We start from the raw sequence: 17,820 nt of genomic DNA on the forward strand, positions 1-17,820 counted from the left end.
ACGACGTTCAGCACCACTTCGCCGACCACCTGACGGACCCGATCCCGGCGACGAACATCGGCAAGACCCCGACCAGCATCAAGGCGGTGCAGCGCCGCGTCGGTCCGGCCGGCGCGCACCAGCTGCTCCAGCGGGACCAGCGAGCACGGCTCTGTCGCATCGACCGGGGCCTGGTGGAAGGACTCCAGCGGGCCTTCGCCCTCGCCGACCTCCGGCTCGACCTGTTACGCCGTTGAGCGACCGACGCCGGGCCTGGTGGCGCGGGGCGCCCGGCCCGGTTCAGCACACCCGGTAGCGGTGGGAGGCGTGGCACGCGGTTCGAGTTTCTGCTGCCGGGTCCCGCTCCGCCCCGTACTCCCCGACGTCCGTGCGCCCGTGGTGTACGCCCGACGACCCGTCGGCGGTGTCGTCCACCGACCCGGCGCTGCCCGCCGCCGATACGGCTCTGTGTATCCATGCCTGACAGCCTGAACCGGACGAGGACGACGAAGTCCGCGGCCCCCACGGCGGCGGTCCGGGCCGCCCCAGTGCGGCGCCGCTGCAGTCGGCGCGAGGTAGTTCGACCGCGAAGCCAGATGCTCTACCAGTTGGTCAGGTCCACGAGGAGATCGCAGTGTGAGTCGCGGACTCCAGGTCGGACGGACGGTACCTGGCGATCAAGACGTTCCGAAGGCAATGGCCAGCTTGTCCGGCTTGATGGTGATGGCTGTCTCCGCACGGGGCGGGCGGGAGACGAGGCGGAGACGGGGCCAGGCCTCCAGCAGGGTTGCGAGGATGATGTGCATTTCGACCCAGGCGAAGTTCTCCCCGATGCACTTGCGGCGGCCGTCTCCGAAGGCGAAGAAGGAATCGCGGGTCGAGGGTGTACGACCGCAGGCCCAGCGGTCGGGGTCGAAGGTGGCCGGTTCGGGGAAGTGGGCGGGGTCGTTCTGGTGGAGGTAGGGGCTCCACACAATGTCGGCGCCCCGGGGGACCCGGTGTCCGCCGAGGTCGATGTCCCGGGTGGTCTTTCGGGTCACCATCCAGGCCGGCCCGTATTTGCGGACGGCTTCCTGGAGGACCTGCCGGGCGTAGGGGAGCTGGTCGAGGTCTTCCTGACACAAGGGCCGGCCGTCGCAGACGGCAGCGAGTTCGGCACGCAGACGCTGTTCGATATCGGGGTGTCGGGTGAGCTCGTACAAGGTCCAGGCGAGGGCGGTGGCGGTGGTCTCGATCGCCGCGTTCATCAAGGTGATGGCTTCGTCCTGGAGCTGTTGGCGGGTGAACTGGTCCTCGGCCGCCATCAGGGTTTCGAACAGTCCGGCCTGGTCATGCTCGGCGGCGGCCTGGTGGGGGCATCCCGCTGCTTCGGCCGGGTGGTGGACGTCAGCGGGGGGTGTGCTCGCCGACCGGCTGGAACGGTGGTCGATGGCCTGGTCGATGACGGTGCGCAGACGGGCGATCCGGCGATTGTGGGCTCGGTTCGCGGGCAGCGGGAGCCGGGTCACCCACGATGGCAGGACGGTCTGCCGGATCGCCTCCTTCATGAGCGGGGGCATGAGGGTGGTGAACTCCCCTTGCAGGTTCGCTGGGAAATCCGTGCCGAAGAGAGCGACGAGGAAGGCGGCGAGAGTGACGTCGTTCATGTTCGAGAACACGTCGAGGGGTTGATCCTCCTCCCATGCGCCGACCATGGACCTGGCCTGGTCGATCATGGCCGAACGGCGCGTGGCGATATGGGCCTTGTTGAACATGGGCTGCATCAGGCGGCGGTTACGCAGGTGAGTGTCGCCGTCGGCGACCGTGGCCAGACCGTCACCGAAGACGCCCCGCAGGACATCGAAGATCTTTCCGCCCTTGGCGAAGTGCGCTGCCTCGGTGACCAGTACGGTGCGGGTGAGCACAGGGTCGGTGACCACGTACGCGGGGGTCGGCCCCAGACGTATGCGCACCACGCTGCCGTGATCGCGCAGCGAGGTGATGAACGGCAGTGGAGTTCGGATCAGATGATGGGCATGCCCGATCAGAGGGAGCCCTCCAGGCGCGGTCGGGACAGGGGCAGGTGTGGTGGGTGAGGCGGTCACGGCCTTGAAGCTCCTCATGTCAGGGTTGCTACGGCCGAGTTATCTGCCCAACATCGCCCGGCAAAATGCCGCCTTCAATCTCGCGTCATCCCCACTCCGGGCAAGGTCTGCTTGAAGACGGGCCCTGGAACGGCGGGCCGTCGGGGGCGGCCGGCGCGGCGCCCTCGGGCCGGATGCGCAGCACCGGAGCGGGGGGTGGCACCGTCGCGTTCCCCGGGCGGGGACTCAGCAAGGAAGGGAACAGGAAGCCCACGGCACTTCCGGCCAAAGCACCGACCACAAGCGCCAGAAGAACATTCCAGCCGGCCCGGAGTCCAAGTACTCCAGCGGCCCCGCGACGATGCCACCGAAGGCCCCCAGGCGAGCGTGCCGCGCCAACGACACCGCACATTCGACCTATCTCGCTTCATGGCCCGCTCCCTTCTGATGCGTGGGGTCTCGTAAGTCGCCGCCCTACCCGAGGACACGTCCGAGCCAGGACCCAGCCGGGCTGGACCCGAGCATTCCCCACAGCGTTCCGTTCATAAAGGCATCAGCGCGATCCTCGTTGCTACCGCCGAGCAGGGCCGAACCGATAGACGCTCCGGACCCCGTACCAGGGCCTCCCAGCACCGCCCGAGGCGTGCATGCTGTTCGAAAAGGGCGGCGCCGACTGCGTACGTCCGCGGCTCTCCGTGTCCTCAACGCACCACCTGGCCGGAGGCACAGGACGCAAGCCGATCGCGTCGCGGAAGGCGGTACAACCATCGGTGATGGTGGGGCGTCTGTTCTTTGTTACGCGTCGTGTGATCGAGCGGGGAGCCCGCCGAACACCGGGTTGCGGACCACCATTCCGGTTCGCGGACGTCATCGGCGTCTGCGGTGAAACAGGAGGCTTTCGTGCGTCACTCAGTCCGTCTTGCCGTGGCAGCCACCCTCGCGGCTTGTCTGACCGGCTCTCTGGTGGCCGTCTCGGCCGACCAGGCTGTCGCCGCCGGGTCCAAGCTGGCCGACGACTTCAACGGTGACGGATACCGCGACCTGGCCATCGGCATGCCTGGAAAGACGATCAGCGGACAGCAGGACGCCGGCGCTGTCCTCCTCACCTTCGGCTCCGCCCACGGCCTGACGGCCAAGCACGTCTACATCACGCAGAACTCCACCGGCATCCCCGGCACACCCGGGTACCAGGACTTCTTCGGCAGCAGCCTGGCCAGCGGCGACCTCGACCGCGACGGGTACGCCGACCTGCTGGTCGGCAGCGAAGGAGATGCCTCAGGCAACGGCTCTGTGACCGTGCTGTGGGGCGGTTCCTCACCGTTTCGCAGTGCCCTCGCGCTGCCATCGGGACCGTCGTATCCCTCGCGCTTGTTCGGCACCGACATCGCCGTGGGCGACTTCACCGGTGACTCGCGCCCGGACGTCGCCGTCAGCGGGCAGACATCCCTGCGGCTGTACTCCGGCACGTTCACCCGCACCAAAGCCCCCGCCGGCCATGACGTCACCGGCCCCGATTCCACCAGCAGCGGGCACCTCGCAGCCGGCGACTTCACGGGCGACGGCAAGAGCGAACTGGCCGTCGTCCAGCAGAAGACCGCCCTCGTCTACAGCCAGGCCCCCGGCACCGCCGACACCGACTCCTTCACCGCCCAGGCCCGGCTCGCCGGCGGAGACCACGTGGCGGCCGGCGACCTCAACGGCGACGGCCGCGACGACCTCGCCATCGCCCTGTCCAACCCCCGCCTCAACCCCAATGGACTGGCCGACCCCAGCAACGGATCCGGCTACATCACCGTCCGCTACGGCGACCCCCGGATCGATGGCGGCCTCGCCCCCTCAGGCCGCATCTACCACCAGAACACCGCCGGCATCCCCGGCGCCAACGAGAAGGAAGACGAGTTCGGCGCGGCGATGTCCATCGACGACATCAACGGCGACCACCGCGCAGATCTCGCCGTCGGCATCCCCTACGAGACCCTCGGCCGGGCCATCAGGGCAGGCGACGTACTGGTACTGCGCGCAAACGCCAGCGGGCTCACCACCACCGGCGCGGCACGCTACTCACAGGACACCACAGGGATCCCCGGCAGCACCGAGAACAACGACGTCTTCGGCTCCCAGGTTCACCTCGCCGACTTCAACCGCGACGGCAAGGCAGACCTCGCCGTCTCCGCCCCTTACGAAGACCGCGGCAACGGCGCCCTCTGGCACCTGCGGGGCGCCAGCAGCGGCCTGAACACCAGCAACGTCAGCGTCTACGGCCCCAAGCAATACGGCCTCTCCTCCGCCTCCGGCATCGGCGAAACCCTCCTCGGCTGAAGCGGAAGAACCCCGAAGCCCACTTCGCAACTGGAGTACGCACGGTTCGTAGATGATCTGTGCGTGCGATCTGTTGGCTGTGGGAGGTGCTGCGGTTGCTGGGCCACTGGTGGAGTACGACCACGGTGCTGTACCTCCTGACCGCGCAGGGGATCCGGAGCAGGCGGACGCGGCGGGCTCCGGCCGAGCGGGCCGGGCAGCGGCTGGTGGCGGACACAGGGCGCCTTCGGTGAAGTGGTATCTGCGCTGGGGGCGGCGCGGCAGGACAACTGGCGGCCGACGGTCTTGCCGGCGGCGTTCCGGCGGGTGGGCTTCAATCCGTCGTTGAGCAAGGTGTCCGCTTTGTGGGGCGGCCCACCGGTGACTGTGCGGCTGGAGGACCTGGACCTTATCTGCCAGGCGCTGCGATGCACCGTGGCCCGTACGCGCAGCGCGGGATGGGCCCCCGGTGCCGGTACCAGCAGCACCTGGGCGACGATGGGGTGTGCCGCGGATGCGTGCCGGCGTTGCGCACCGAACGGGCGACGGACACCGTGCCCGGCTTTCCGGCTTCGACGCAGCTCCGGCTGCTGTTTCCCGGCATGGCGGATCAGGCCCGGCGCCTTGGCCGGCCGCTCGCTGCTCGGCCCGCAGAGTCCCGACGATGTGTGCTGCATGCGGCGATGCCCGGCCAACAGGTCCTGTTCCCGGTGCTACGCCGGCTCGGAGCGCTGGACCTTGTCGGCAGCGGGGTGACCTTGAGGGGTGCGCCGGTATCCGGTGCCCCACCTGGACCCGGTGAGGCCAAGGCCACGCCCGCAAGGGAGCCGAGCGCTCAGCCAGTCTTCAGCGGTGCTTGAAGCCATGGCTTCTCATCGCACGAGGAGCCAAAGGAGGCGTCGTCCGCACGGCCGCCGGGGTAGTCCTCCCAAGCCGTTACCGACGTCCGCCTTGCCCTCGTCATCCCCCGCCCGGGCCGGGCGCGCGAAACTCAGTGACCGTACATCCAGCTGCCGTACTCGGCGCCGTCCACGAGGAAGTCCAGGCCGAAAGCGCCGGGGAACAGCACCAGGGCCAGCACCCCGACCCGAAGCAGGACCGGGGCCGCGACCGTGACGGGCCCGGCCTGGCCCGTGACGGTGTGCCAGTCGCGGCAGCGCCGGATGTCTCCCCCGCAGGTCCACCAGAAAAAGAGCCCGAGGAGAATCCCGGCCACGGCCATGAAGGCAGCGCCCAATCCGACGACGCCGAGGAGCGTTCTGCGTTCGTGGTGATCGCCGACGAACAGGGAAGCCACCCCGAGCAGGGCCACAGCGGCCAGCCCGTACAGAGTCCCGCGGGCCGCCACCTCCCGGACACGGAGCAAGGGCCGGATGATCGCGTCCTCGGTGCGCATACGTGGCACCATAATCCAGCCCCGCCACCGGGATCACACCGCCTCCGGCCGCCTCGGCTCAAGCTTGGAGTTGTGCACAGCCCTGCAGTGAAGGGCCCGTACTGGCAGTGTCGTTCAGGCCTCGGTCGGCCTCGGTACTTGGCGTCTCATCCAGGCCCTCGCCGACCCCGGAGTCGACTGGGCATCGGCGTGAACCTGCCGTGGGGTCCGCCGAAACACGGTCATCGCCATGGCATTTGCACCGCGGTGGCGATGTCATGGCAGCGAACCGCCGCCGGAGACTGGGCCGCCTGCACAGCAGAGATCAGCCAACGAGCCACCCGCCGCCTCCAATAAGAAGACGTACATGCCCCTCGATGACAAGAGCACCTGGGCACTGCAACTTCGGGAATCTGGCCGTGGTGACCTTGGGCAATCCCGGGAGCTACAACGAGGAAGAGGAGCGTGAGCCCTGCCACTCCACCGACCGACTCCGCGTCGTGGAAGAACTCGAAGCCCTCGGCCACACCGTCGTCTCAGAACACCTGCTCCGGACGAGATACGACGGGGTCAGCGACCTCGTCTCCTACTACCCGCCCGAGCACCCCCGACGTGGTGGATCCGCTTCTTCGACTACCTGTGATCCCGCCACAAATACCAGAGGCAGGAGACAGCCAGCGGTGGGGGGCCCTCTGCGTTTGAGGACTGCTTGTCGGCACGTTCGGGCACAACGCAACGTCGTCGGCAACAGGAACCAAAGGGGTCGCCGCCTGTAATCCCCTCTGGTGCACGCACTCGTGGTGCTACTTCCTCCGGGTCGCCTCAATCGCGAACGTGACTATCAGGCATGCCGCGGCCGCGGTCATCGAGCCGAAGAAGGCTCCCTCGAGGATCAGGCCGTTCGCGCCTTCAACCGTGCCATCGCCATGGATGCAGGAATTCTCGAAAGGGAAACTGGTCTCATGGAAAGCCTCGCAGCGGCTTCGCAAACCCTTGTTGAGCACGTTCGCTTTGACGAAGGACACAGCCCATACGAAGAAGAAGATGCCGGCGAAAGCGCACGCAGCTCCCCACAGCCGGTTCAGCTGAGCCTGACGCGTGCCGGTTCTCCTCATACGGCGGAGCCTACTGGTGGCCGCTCTCAAGAGCAGCGCTCGATGAGCCGTTCTCAACCACGGGCCCCTGCCAAGAGTCTGGCAGGGGCCCGTGTTGTAGAGAGCCGAGGACGGCCGGGACCTGTCCCTGGACGAGCAGGCTCCTGGCCAACCCGGCTACCGTCTGCTGATGGTCTGACGGCCCGGTGTCACTTCAGGTGTCGGGTGAAGAACTGTGCCGCGGCGTCCCCCGCGAACTGCGGGACGCCGGTGTGCCCACCCATGTTGGCGTGCAGCGCCTTCTCCTGGGAGCCGAAGGCGTCAAACAGGTCCAGGGCCGCCTGCCGGTCGTTGCCTTCGTCGTCCCACTGCAGCAGGACGTGCAGAGGAATGGTGACCTGACGGGCCTCCTCGAGCATGGCGCGAGGGACGAAACTCCCGGCGAACAGAACAGCGGCCGAGATGCGCGGCTCGACCACCGCCAGGCGGGTCCCGATGGAGATCACTCCCCCCGAGTACCCGACCGGGCCGCCGAGCTCAGGCAGCGACAGGAGGGCGTCCAGGGCGGTCTGCCATTCCGGGACCGCCTTGTCGACCAGGGGGAGGATGAGGGCGTCGATGATCTCGTCGCTGACCGGCTCACCGGCCTCCACAGCCCGGCGCAGGTCGGCGAGGGCCTGCTCGGCGGCGGGCCAACGGGGCCGGTCGCCCCTCCCAGGGAGCTCGATGCTGGCTGTGGCGAAGCCCTCCGCCGCAGAGTGCCGCGCTCGGGCCACCAGCCGGGGGTACGACTTGCGCAGCCCGACAGGAGGGGGGCTGAGCAGGATCAGCGGCGCCGGTGCGGATGCGGATTCGGGCGTCCACAAAATGCCGGGAATCTCACCGAGGATGAATTCGCGCTCGAGGACAGCGTCGTGGAGACGCTGTTCAGAAGTGAACTGCACGGTCGTGCCTTTCGGGAGTGCCACGGAACGGCGCTCCCGGACGACCTATCGCCCGACCGTGACCCCGGAGGGGAGCACCCATGTCGATACGTTCACGGGTACCACCTCCTCGCTCGCTTGCACGGCCTGTCGGAAACGTAGCAGTGGCCGCAGTGGTTCCGCCAACGGGTTTTTGCGGAAGCTCTGTGGCCGGAGACCAGGTGGAGCCCGACGTCGTGATGGAAGTCGCCATCGACGTCGCCCCGGACAGTGCCGGGCGGTGGCCACACCCCGCCCGGCCCCACCGCGTCCGCTCAACATCGACGTCGCCCTCGTACCGCTCTTCGGCGAGTGCCCCCTTCCCCCCGTCAGACGACCAACGCCGAGAGTCCCACTTCAGCGCCTCACAACGGCCGGGTGATCTTCCCCCAGTGACTCCGGCCCTCCGAAGCCGTGCTGCTCCGCCGATCTGATCGGCTGCAGCGTCATGAGTTTTCTCGTCACTCCACGGCGTGGCCGATGAGTTTGTGGCTCCCGACCGGTCCAAGCTCGTATACACCCCAGGAAAGGACACCGCCATGTCGGAGCTTCTCGTCGACTTCATCACCTCCCTGGACGGCCACGCATCGGGAGAGGGATGGCCCGGGTTCTGGGGACTCGAGGGCCCTGAGTACCTCGCATGGCTCGGCGAGCAGCCCGAGGCCACCTACCTGATGGGAGCGAACACCTACCGCCTGATGTCGGGCTTCGCCGCAGGCGAGGTCCCGAGTGGCCAAGACGAGTTCAGGCCCGAAGAAGAGGCGTCCGTCGACGAGCTCACGCAAGCGTCCAAGGTGGTGTTCTCCTCCTCACTCGAGGAGCCACTGACGTGGGCCAACTCCACACTCGTCCGCGACGACGCCGTCGAGACGGTCCGCGCCATGAAGTCGAGTGGCTCGGGGCTCCTCAGCACGATCGGCAGCCTCAGCCTGTGCCGGTCCCTGCTACGAGCCGGACTCGTCGACCGCTTCCGGGTCGTGATGTTCCCGGTGATCACCGGGGCCACGGGCGAGGAACGCATCTACGACGGCTATCCGGATGTTGCCCTCGAGATGATCGAGCACCGCACCTTCGACGGCCGCATCCAGCTGGTGGAGTACAAGCCCCGCGTGCTCGAGCACCCGCCGCTTGGCGGCCCTGCGTGACGTCGCCGCGTCCGCCGGCCTGGACGACCGCCAGGCCGGAGCTGGCGGGCGCCGGAGCAAGACCAGGTTGAGCGGTCGGGTTCGACGACGAAGAAGACAGCGCCCGTCGCGGGGGTGGACGGTGACGGGCTCGGCGATGGTGACCAGGGTGCCGCCGGGGCGGACCAGAGCGGTGGAGCGTGCGAGGATTTCGCCGCCGATCACATCGAACACCGCGTCGACGTCGCCGATGTCCCGGTCGAGGATGAGCCGCGACGAACTCGTCGACGCTCTCGCCCGCGCCGGTCGCCGCCGCGAGAAGAGCGCCGCCGAACCCCGCGCTCATGACAGGGGATTCGGCGTCATAACCGCAAAGCGCGCGTGGACGGTCCATCGGCTGCCAGGTCCCAGCGGAGCTTGGTCGCTGCCCACTCCGCGGCGTAGCGGCAGTGTGCGCGGCGGCAGGTGGGAGCCATTGGGCCTGATCTTGGCCGGCTTTGCTCCGGTTCGAGCGGGCGATGACCGCGACGAGCGACGCGAGGCACGGCGACTTCGCACTCGTGGAGTACGACTACCCGGCTACCGAGGTGCCCAGCGAGGTCACCCCGGCCCTCGCGGTCGCGGCGTTCCGGCACCTCGACAACCGGGACGGCTTCCCGCTCCTGCATGCCCACTGCCCGGTCCTCACCCGCCTGCTGCGCTTGGACGACGACTGCGAGCCGGTGTGGGGGCGTCCTTGACACGTGCGGGCGCTCGATGATCCACCGCGTCCTGGCGTCTTCCAGCGCCGACAGCACCGTCAGGGACGCCTGCGGCCGGTAGGTGAAGTCGAACGCGGCAGCGGAGTTTGCGTGCGCACCTCGATTTCCCCGATCGGCTGCCCGATCACCGTGGCCAGCCGTGCCGTGCCCGGGTCGGCACCGTCGTCCAGGCTGCCGAGCTCAATGCGGTCGGGGGCCGGGGCAGGCCCTGCCCGAACAGCGGCGAACGGGTGGGCACCGACCCCCTGACCGCGCGTGCGTCGTTCCGCTCACCGCGCGTCCTCCCAGCCGTACTCCGGGAACGGCAAGGGGTCTGTGACCCAGCCCGCGGTCAGCACGAGCCGCGTGTGGCGATGCACGGCGAGGAAGCCGAAGGGCCGGTCGAAAGCGGCACTGATCTGGGTGGTGACGTAGCGGAGGTCGGGTAGGCCCCCGGCGACCGCGCCGAACGCCGTCACCGCGGCGGCCTCGAAACCCAGCGCGCCGAACTTCGCCATGGTGTTCTGCTCGGCCGACCCGATGGCGAGCGGAAAGTCGGTGATGCCGGGGAAGTGTCCGCGCGAGATGTCCCGTGCCGTCGTGAGCCCGAACAACCGGTGCAGTTTCAGCAGATCATGGCTCGCGTTCACGTGGTACGCCACGGTCGTCACCTCCAGCGACGGTGGTTCAGGCCGCGTGCAGCGCACCTTCTCCACCCGCAGGCCGGGGCCCACGTTCCCGTACGGCAGCCGCGGCCCCGGCACGACCGCATACCGGCCGGCGAGGATGTCGACCCCGGCGCCCAGCACCTGCCCCGGCTTCATGCCCTTCTCGCCGAGCAGCAGGTGCACGTCCAGGGCAGTGTTCCCCAGCACCTTCAACTCGGTGACGTATCCGCCGCGTGTGTCCGCCACCCCGACCCGGTCCAGCACGGCACTGGAGCGCCGCAGGCCCAACCGCGGCTTGGTGGCCCAGGGCTCGTACGCCGTCTCAAATTCCACCTCGTGGAAGGGGCTCAGCCACTGCGTGCGCATGGTCAGCGCGCTCGCCAGCACCATCTGCGTGTCCTCGGTCAGGGTGACCGGCATACGGTCGATCAGCCCGCCGGTCCGCTTCACCGTCCAGGCGTCCAGCGCCCGGTGGTCGGCCACAGGGTCACCGGTAAGCACCCCATGGGCGTCGGCCGGCAGGCCCGCCTCCCACTCGTGCCTCAGCTCCAGCGTTCGCTTCGTCCACAGCCCCAGAGCTGTGTCCAGTCCCCGCATGGCGCCCATCGCCGCGAGCAATTCGTGTGCGGCGTCGCTCGCTTGCCCGGCGGGGAGCCCGAGAGCCTCCGCCAGCTCGGCTCTCGCCGGGCCCTCGGCCCCGTCGGCCAAGTGGGCCAGCAGCGGCCATACCCCCGCCGCCGAGAACACCGTGCCGTCCTCCGAAACACCCGCCCACCGCGCGGTCAAACCGTTCACCGCGAGAACCGTGGTCGGCGCGACTCCCATCCCACTCCCCCATCGTCAGGGCGCCTCGGAAGCGCCCAGTCGTCCGTCAGATTCAATGTCGCCGCCATCCGGCCCAGAAGCACGGTATCTGTGCCCCTACCTCGGCCTCCGGCCCAGGACTGGCGCCGACCAACTCGTCCGGCCCCTCTGTACAAGGTCATGAGGGCCGGAGGCTTGGAAGCACGCTCACCGGCCGGGGGCTCAGGCTCCATGCCCGGGTTGGTCTGGGGGTGAGTGCTGCTGGTCGGCGGGACCGATCGCGTCGGACCGGCCGCTCTGTCTGCCGCCCGTCGAAGATGACTCGGCGGCGGGAGTCGGCCTCTTGGTGCGGACGGCAGACGGGGCCGCTTCCACCCGTTCCTCAGCGGACTTTGGCGGCTCTCTTAAGGCTTCTTGAAGATGACCTTCGAACAGGGGTCCGCGCCCCGGCCGGGTCCTAGGCTCTCGAACACCCCCCACAGGTCCGGTGGCCGCGATCGCGGCCACCGGACACGGGGCCGAGTCATCCGACCGAATAACCGAGGTGTCCTGCATGGGTTCCCGCCGAGCCGCTCGCCCGTCCCGCTTCCACGCCCGCACCCGCAGTGGGTCGAAGTCGCGCGGTCCCGCGCTGGCCGTCGGAGTCGTCGCTGCGATCGCGGGCGTCGGGATCACCCTGGCCGTCGTCAGCGGCGAGGAAGCCGACACGTCAAATCGGGTGGTCGCGAACAGCACGGACGGGACGCCGGGCGCCGGGGACGCCGTCGGCAGTACGGCGCCGCTCGCCTCTGTTTCGGCGAGCCCGAGCACCGCGGCGAGCAGCTCGCCGAGCGCGAAGCCGAAGCAGAAGCGGAAGCAGTCGGCAAGTCCCACCCCCCGTGCGCGGAAGACGGCCCTCCCCGCGTCGAAGGCATCGGCGGGGACGTCGGCGAAGAGCAGCGGCGGCGGGTCGGCAAGCGGTTCCGGTGGCATCCGGCCGGGCGGCACCGGATCGGGCTCCGGGTCGGGTTCCCAGTCCGGTGACGGACCCGAGGCCCAGGTGCTCGCGCTGGTCAACAAGGAGCGGGTTGGGGCCGGCTGCTCGCCGGTCACGGCGAACGACCGGCTCACCCGGGCCGCCGACGACTACAGCGACGTCATGGCGAGCAGCGGCGTGATGTCCCACACCGGTCCCGACGGCTCGACGATGACGACCCGGGTCGAGGCCGCGGGGTACCAGTGGTCGACCCTGGGCGAGAACATAGCCCGGGGCCAGGCGGACGCCGCCTCGGTGATGAAGTCCTGGATGAACAGCCCCGGACACCGCGCGAACATACTCAACTGCTCCTTCAAGGAGTTGGGCGTGGGCGTCCACTTCGGCGACGGCGGCCCCTGGTGGACGCAGGACTTCGGCGCCGGTCGCTGACCCCGCTCACCACGCCCCGGCCGCCGGCACCGGAGGCGGTCCCTGCCGCCGCCCGCGGCGAGCACGGCCTGCCGGGCGCGCGGCCGGCGCCGGTAACGTAACCGACCCCGGTCACCTCACCCCGCCGCCGGCCCCTCCCCCGTCCGTCAGTACGAACGACACTCGTACCCGGGCGCCGCCCAACGGCGCCCGGGTGATCGTCAGTTCGCCGTCCGCCGCGCGGGCCGCCCGGGCCACGATGTCCAGGCCCAGCCCCGTCGAACCGCCGACGCTCACACCCCGCGTGAGCGCTGCGTCAGGGTCCGCCACGCCCGGTCCCGCGTCGTCGACCGTGAGGACCACGTGCCGATCCGCCCGCTCCACGCGCACGGCGAAGGCGGTGCCCTCCGGGGTGTGCCGGAAGACATTGCCGATCAGGGCATCGACGACGGCCGCCAGGTCGTCCTCGGGGAAGGCGACGGGCACCAGGCGCGGTGTGAGGGAACGCTCGTAGGGCCGGCCTTGCTTGGCAGCGAGGACCGACCAGAAGTCCAGCCGCATGGCGACCACCTCGGCGACATCGCACGCCTTCGCCGCGCCGGCCGCCGCACGGGCCGGCTGCGCCGACGCCAGCGGTGTACGGGCCGCGGCGATGATCGAGTCCAGTTCGCTCTCCAGTTGGCCGGCCGCCTCCGCGACCCGCCGGGCGCTGGGCGTCGACCCCATCCGGTCGGCCTCCAGGTAGAGAGCGGTCAACGGCGTGCGCAGCCGGTGCGAGAGGTCGGCGACCAGCTCGCGTTCCATGGCGAGCAGGTCGAGGACGCGGTCGGCCATGGTGTTGAACGCCGCACCGGCCTCCTGCAGTTCGGGCGGGCCGTCGGGTTCGACACGCACGTCCAGGTCGCCGGAGCCGAGAGCCAGTGAGGCGCGCTTGAGACTGCGCGAGGAGCGGACGACGCGGGCGCCGAGCCGGTCGGCCACGAGTACCGAACCGCCGACCAGACCCAGCGCGAGCAGCGCCATGACGCCCCAGGAGGCGGCCACGCCCCGGGTGAGATCTGCGGACGGCACGAAGGCTTCCACGACCGCGACCCGGTCGCCCTGCAGGACGACGGGCTGCACGTAGACCCAGCCGCCGGCGGTGTCCACGGCCAGCGTCTCGCGCCCGCGCACGGCCCGGTCGAGCGCGTCCCCGGGCGCGTGCGGTGTGCCGACGAAGCTGCCGTCGGGCAGACGTACGACGAGCTGGTCGGAGGAACCGAGCTCGGCGACGGCCTGCTGCACGTCGGTGCGCCGGGTGGTGAGGGCGAGCACCGGAGACAAGGCGGACGCCCGCTGCTCGGCAGCCGTGGTGGCCCGGTCGCGTACCTGTTCGCGCACGAGGAGGGCGAGGGGGATGAGGAAGGACAGGGCCACCATCGAGGTGACGGCCAGGGCGATCCCGGCGAGGGCACGTCTCATGGCGAGCTGACCAGCTTGATGCCCAGTCCGCGAACGGTGCGCAGATAGCGGGGCTTTCGCGCCTTCTCGCCCATCTTGCGGCGGAGCGCGGAGAGGTGGACGTCGACCGTCTGGTCCTCGACGTACGGCTGCTGCCACACCTCGGCGAGTATGCGCTGCCGGGTGACGACCTGGTCGGCGTGGGCGGCGAGGTAGGCGAGCAGATCGAACTCGCGGCGGGTGAGGGGCAGTTCCCGGCCGGCCAGGTGCGCGGTGCGCGCCGTCGGGTCGATGCGCAGGTCTGCCACCTGCAGGACGGGCCGCCGGGCCGCAGAGACGTCGGCGGGCACGGACCGGCGCAGCACGGCGGCGAGCCGGGCGGCGAGCTGGCCGCCGGAGAACGGCTTGACCAGGTAGTCGTCGGCCCCCGCGTTGAGCAGCCGGATGATCTCGCTCTCGTCGTCACGGGCGGTGGCGACCAGGACCGGCACGCGGGAAATGCCCCGGATCATGCGCAGCACGTCCAGGCCGTCGAGATCGGGCAGCCCCAGGTCCAGCACCACGATGTCCGGCGGGCTCTGGGTGATCTCGCGCAGCGCCTCGAAACCCTGAGGGGTGGTCCTGACCGCGTAGCCGTGCCCGGTCAGGACCTCGATCAGCGCGGCCCGTATGACGGGGTCGTCCTCGACGACAAGTACGGAGGCCATGAGCAGGCACGTTAGCCGGTCCGTCACTATGGTGTCGTGTCCCGCCTCCTGCGCTACCTGATCATATGGCTGGCCTGCACGGCGGCCAGTGTCACCGCTGTCATCCTCACGATTCACTTCGTGGTGGGGTCGACCCGGCCGACCGCGCCGGTCGCGCAGTCGGCGCCGAGTAAGCCCCTGAAGCCCCCGCGGCCCAGCCCCACCACCGCGAAACCCTCCCCGAGTCCGTCGGCGAGCAGCCGCAGGCCCAGCCCGCAGCCCCGGAGCAGCGAGCCGGCGTCCGAACCCAGCCCGACGCCCACGCCCACACCCACCGGCCGCACCAGTACCCCGGGGGCGCCGACCGGAGCGGACGACTCGGGGTGCCAGGAGGGCGGCGCCGGCGTCTTCACGGTGCCGTCCGAAGGCGGCAAGGTCACCGTGCGGTTCGGCGACGACGCGGTCTGCCTGATCTCGGCGGTGCCGAACCAGGGGTTCACGGTGAGCACGAGCCGGACCCAGGCGCAGACACTCACGGTGACGTTCTCGGCCAGCCGCCACCGGTCGGAAGTCACCGCCACAACCCAGCCACAGAGCCGAGCCAACGTCCGCGAGGTGTCGTGGTGACACCCCCACACCTCCTTGCACGGCGGCACCGAGCTCCTGGACCAGTGGCTGCAACTGCACCGGCAGGGGGCGGAATGTGATGAGCGCAGCTGTGAATTTCCCAGCAAGCAATACATGAGCGATGAGTTTGGGCAGCCGACCGGGTCTGTCCTGGTATGACTCGCATCATCGCTGACATCTCGGTTTCTCTGGACGGCTTCGTCACCGGCCCCGACCCCGGCCCGCGCAACGGTCTGGGCACTGGCGGCGAAGCCCTGCACACCTGGGCCTTCTCCGACGACCCCGACGACCGTCGGGTCCTGCGCGAGGCGACCGTCCGCTCAGGCGCCGTCATCCTCGGTCGCCGGCTTTTCGATGTGGTCGACGGGCCAGAAGGCTGGGACGACTCGTCCGGCTATGGTGCCGACGAGGTCGGCAAGCCCGCATTCGTCGTCGTGACGACTACGCCACCGACGTCGGTGCGGCTCACCGACCTCGACTGGACATTCGTCACCACCGGTCTGGCCGACGCCGTCGCCACCGCGCGCGAGCGAGCCGAGGCGGCGTCGTCGGCCGGCGGCAAGGACCTCGACGTGATCCTCATGGGCGGCGGGGCGACGGTCGGCTCGGCGCTGGAGGCCGGCCTGGCCGACGTGCTGTCGCTGCACCTCGCGCCCGTCGTGCTGGGCGCCGGGACGCCACTGTTCACTGGTGGAGCGCCGCGCACGCTGGTACAGCGAAGCGTGATCTCGACGTCGACCGCCACGCACCTGACCTACGACGTCTCCGGGTGATCCGATGACCACGGTCAACGCCCAGGGAATCACCTTGGGCATCGAATCGTTCGGTGACGACAACGCGCCACTGGTCCTGCTCGCGGGCGGGACGACGATGCTCTCCTGGTCCGACGCGCTGTGCGAGCGCCTGGCCGCCGGCGGGCGCCACGTGGTGCGCTACGACCTGCGCGACAGCGGGAAATCCACGACAACGGATCCGCAGGCGCCGGCCTACACCCTGCGCGACCTCGCCGCCGACGCGGCGGCCCTTGCCGACGCGCTCGGCAGGGGGCCCGCCCATCTCGCCGGGATCGGCGTCGGTGGGATGGTCGCCCAAGTGGCCGTCCTTGACCACCCGAGCGCGTTCTCGGCGCTCACCCTGGTCGGTACCCGACCGGTTGCCCCTGGTCCGCCCGACGACGACCTCCCCGACCATGACCAGGCGACGATGAGCCGCCTGTTCGCACGCCCCATGCCCGACTGGGCCGACCGCGAGGCGGTTGCCGAGTTCGCCGCCGCCGGCGCTGAGATCCTGGGTGACGACCCCGTCGCCGCGCGGGCAATCGCCGCGCGCGTCTGGGACCGCACGCCCGGCACCGCTCCCCCGGTCCAGATGGCCAACCAGATGGGCATGGTGTTTTCCAGGCTCGGCTGCGCACCGCGCTGGCGCGAGCGCCTGCCCGAGATCGAGGTCCCCACGCTCGTCGTCCACGGCCGCCGCAACCGGTTCTTCCCCGTCGGCAACGGCGAGGCGATCGCGCGTGTGATCCCCGGGGCACGGCTGCTCGTCCTCGAGGAGGCCGCCACCGCGGTCCCCGATGCGGCGGCCGGCGAGGTCGCCGAGGCGATGCTCGCGCTCGGATAGTTGACGGCGGTCCTTGCGCGCTCAGCATCGTCGTCGTCTTCGCGATGCTCCACCTCGCGGCGGGACTCGTGATGCTCGCGCTCCCGAAAACCGCAGCCGAGCACGGCGATCCGTGAACCCACACGGGGAGAAGTGCACCACTCAGGTCGACTGACCATCCCCATCGTGTTCAGCACTGCCGGGCAACGACGTTCCAGTGACTTGCTAGCGTGGCACAGCAATTGCCTACTGAATCTGTGTCCGTCCGGGGGGAATCATGCGCCATGTCGCTGGAGCAGCTGTGCTCGCCGCAACCTGTCTGAGTCTTGCTGCCTGCTCTGAGGGTGACGGCACGAGTGATCCGCAGCCGAGCCCGCGCACCGCGCTCAGATTCGGGAAGACCGCCGACACCGTCGGCGCCGACGGGAAGGGCACCGCGCAGATCACCCCCGAGACCGTCGTCTACGTCGACAAAGCCGGCGCCGACGCTCCAGAGCACGGGCTCTTCGCTGTGGTCACGTTCAAAGCCGGAAATCGGGCCGAGGAGTCGGTGACGACCACTGCCGATCAGGGCGGCTTCCGGTGGAAAACGCTCGACGGGAAGACCATCAAGGCCGGAAACAGCAAAGGGGCACGAAGTGTCGCCCCCGTCGGCTTCAACGATGGCGGTGGCAAGCCAGCGGTGCGGGCCGACACCTACCAGGTCAACACCGTTGCGTTCGACATCGCCGGCGTCGAGAAGGGCGGCACCCTCGTCTACGTCGACGGCGACGGCGTCGCATTTCGTTGGAAGGTTCCGTCCACGGATTCAGGGCCCACTGCGAAGGCCCTGAAGTCCGCGTTGGAGTAGGTCGTCCCCGCCGAGGAGTCCTTGCGGCAGGCGGCAAGCCCACGTGGGCTGGACATCACCAGCAAGGCTGTCCGCCGGCCACCCAGGGCCCGTCCGGCGAGGGGTGCCCTCACGTCTCGGCGCGGTG

General features: G+C 69.8%; 16 protein-coding genes and 3 pseudogenes. 9 read left to right on the forward strand and 10 right to left on the reverse strand.

The window, feature by feature from the left end:
• Positions 1 to 86 precede the first annotated feature (86 nt).
• A complete protein-coding gene (locus QOL88_RS00240) occupies positions 87 to 236 on the forward strand; it encodes a hypothetical protein (RefSeq protein ID WP_257027318.1) in 150 nt (49 codons plus the stop codon).
• A 420-nt stretch (positions 237 to 656) separates the two neighbouring features.
• Here the strand turns inward: QOL88_RS00240 and QOL88_RS00245 are convergent, their stop codons facing one another.
• Complete coding sequence (locus QOL88_RS00245) at positions 657 to 2,081, reverse strand: cytochrome P450 (RefSeq protein ID WP_097214509.1); 1,425 nt, start codon at positions 2,079 to 2,081, stop codon at positions 657 to 659.
• 861 nt (positions 2,082 to 2,942) lie between these two features.
• On the opposite strand from QOL88_RS00245, the gene QOL88_RS00250 reads away from it, so the two are divergent.
• The gene (locus tag QOL88_RS00250) at positions 2,943 to 4,361 is read left to right on the forward strand and encodes an FG-GAP-like repeat-containing protein (RefSeq protein ID WP_283445866.1); all 1,419 of its coding nucleotides are present in this window, start codon (positions 2,943 to 2,945) and stop codon (positions 4,359 to 4,361) included.
• 229 nt (positions 4,362 to 4,590) lie between these two features.
• Positions 4,591 to 4,788 (forward strand): annotated as a pseudogene (locus QOL88_RS00255) (helix-turn-helix domain-containing protein); the annotation flags it as partial.
• A 543-nt stretch (positions 4,789 to 5,331) separates the two neighbouring features.
• On the opposite strand, the gene QOL88_RS00260 reads toward QOL88_RS00255, so the two are convergent.
• From QOL88_RS00260 to QOL88_RS00270, 3 genes are all read right to left on the reverse strand, one after another.
• Positions 5,332 to 5,736: a DUF6336 family protein gene (locus QOL88_RS00260; protein WP_257027321.1), complete on the reverse strand. Its 405-nt coding sequence runs from the start codon at positions 5,734 to 5,736 to the stop codon at positions 5,332 to 5,334.
• Between the two features lie 782 nt (positions 5,737 to 6,518).
• On the reverse strand, positions 6,519 to 6,830 hold the full coding sequence (locus tag QOL88_RS00265; RefSeq protein ID WP_097214510.1) for a hypothetical protein: 312 nt from the start codon (positions 6,828 to 6,830) through the stop codon (positions 6,519 to 6,521).
• Between the two features lie 188 nt (positions 6,831 to 7,018).
• Complete coding sequence (locus QOL88_RS00270; RefSeq protein WP_283445922.1) at positions 7,019 to 7,753, reverse strand: dienelactone hydrolase family protein; 735 nt, start codon at positions 7,751 to 7,753, stop codon at positions 7,019 to 7,021.
• Positions 7,754 to 8,310: 557 nt separating this feature from the next.
• On the opposite strand from QOL88_RS00270, the gene QOL88_RS00275 reads away from it, so the two are divergent.
• On the forward strand, positions 8,311 to 8,916 hold the full coding sequence (locus tag QOL88_RS00275; RefSeq protein WP_097214511.1) for a dihydrofolate reductase family protein: 606 nt from the start codon (positions 8,311 to 8,313) through the stop codon (positions 8,914 to 8,916).
• Between the two features lie 71 nt (positions 8,917 to 8,987).
• Here QOL88_RS00275 and QOL88_RS00280 read toward each other — a convergent pair.
• Together QOL88_RS00280 and QOL88_RS00285 are read right to left on the reverse strand one after the other, a co-directional pair.
• A pseudogene (locus QOL88_RS00280) lies at positions 8,988 to 9,150 on the reverse strand (NADP-dependent oxidoreductase); the annotation flags it as partial.
• A 107-nt stretch (positions 9,151 to 9,257) separates the two neighbouring features.
• Positions 9,258 to 9,433: pseudogene (locus QOL88_RS00285) on the reverse strand (HNH endonuclease); the annotation flags it as partial.
• Here QOL88_RS00285 and QOL88_RS00290 point away from each other — a divergent pair.
• Complete coding sequence (locus QOL88_RS00290; RefSeq protein ID WP_143668828.1) at positions 9,414 to 9,635, forward strand: hypothetical protein; 222 nt, start codon at positions 9,414 to 9,416, stop codon at positions 9,633 to 9,635. The pseudogene QOL88_RS00285 and the gene QOL88_RS00290 overlap by 20 nt on opposite strands.
• Before the next feature lie 290 nt (positions 9,636 to 9,925).
• On the opposite strand, the gene QOL88_RS00295 is transcribed toward QOL88_RS00290, so the two are convergent.
• A complete protein-coding gene (locus QOL88_RS00295; RefSeq protein WP_097214513.1) occupies positions 9,926 to 11,128 on the reverse strand; it encodes a serpin family protein in 1,203 nt (400 codons plus the stop codon).
• A gap of 532 nt (positions 11,129 to 11,660) precedes the next feature.
• On the opposite strand from QOL88_RS00295, the gene QOL88_RS00300 reads away from it, so the two are divergent.
• A complete protein-coding gene (locus QOL88_RS00300; RefSeq protein WP_097214514.1) occupies positions 11,661 to 12,512 on the forward strand; it encodes a CAP domain-containing protein in 852 nt (283 codons plus the stop codon).
• Between the two features lie 111 nt (positions 12,513 to 12,623).
• On the opposite strand, the gene QOL88_RS00305 is transcribed toward QOL88_RS00300, so the two are convergent.
• The 3 genes from QOL88_RS00305 to QOL88_RS00315 all read right to left on the reverse strand — a co-directional run bounded on the left by QOL88_RS00305 (position 12,624) and on the right by QOL88_RS00315 (position 15,192).
• The gene (locus QOL88_RS00305; RefSeq protein ID WP_097214515.1) at positions 12,624 to 13,952 is read right to left on the reverse strand and encodes a sensor histidine kinase; all 1,329 of its coding nucleotides are present in this window, start codon (positions 13,950 to 13,952) and stop codon (positions 12,624 to 12,626) included.
• Positions 13,949 to 14,638 (reverse strand): response regulator transcription factor, encoded by a 690-nt coding sequence (locus QOL88_RS00310; protein WP_179878722.1) that lies wholly within the window; start codon positions 14,636 to 14,638, stop codon positions 13,949 to 13,951. Before QOL88_RS00310 ends, QOL88_RS00305 begins: the two co-directional genes overlap by 4 nt.
• 113 nt (positions 14,639 to 14,751) lie before the next feature.
• The gene (locus QOL88_RS00315; protein WP_257027324.1) at positions 14,752 to 15,192 is read right to left on the reverse strand and encodes a hypothetical protein; all 441 of its coding nucleotides are present in this window, start codon (positions 15,190 to 15,192) and stop codon (positions 14,752 to 14,754) included.
• A 207-nt stretch (positions 15,193 to 15,399) separates the two neighbouring features.
• On the opposite strand from QOL88_RS00315, the gene QOL88_RS00320 reads away from it, so the two are divergent.
• The 3 genes from QOL88_RS00320 (at position 15,400) to QOL88_RS00330 (ending at position 17,693) form a co-directional block, all read left to right on the forward strand.
• Positions 15,400 to 16,017: a dihydrofolate reductase family protein gene (locus QOL88_RS00320; RefSeq protein WP_097214519.1), complete on the forward strand. Its 618-nt coding sequence runs from the start codon at positions 15,400 to 15,402 to the stop codon at positions 16,015 to 16,017.
• Between the two features lie 4 nt (positions 16,018 to 16,021).
• Positions 16,022 to 16,864 (forward strand): alpha/beta fold hydrolase, encoded by an 843-nt coding sequence (locus QOL88_RS00325; RefSeq protein ID WP_097214520.1) that lies wholly within the window; start codon positions 16,022 to 16,024, stop codon positions 16,862 to 16,864.
• A 280-nt stretch (positions 16,865 to 17,144) separates the two neighbouring features.
• Complete coding sequence (locus QOL88_RS00330) at positions 17,145 to 17,693, forward strand: hypothetical protein (RefSeq protein ID WP_097214521.1); 549 nt, start codon at positions 17,145 to 17,147, stop codon at positions 17,691 to 17,693.
• Positions 17,694 to 17,820: the final 127 nt, after the last annotated feature.

This window comes from Streptomyces sp. Ag82_O1-12 (assembly GCF_900182715.1).
Classification (GTDB): Bacteria; Actinomycetota; Actinomycetes; order Streptomycetales; family Streptomycetaceae; genus Streptomyces; species Streptomyces massasporeus.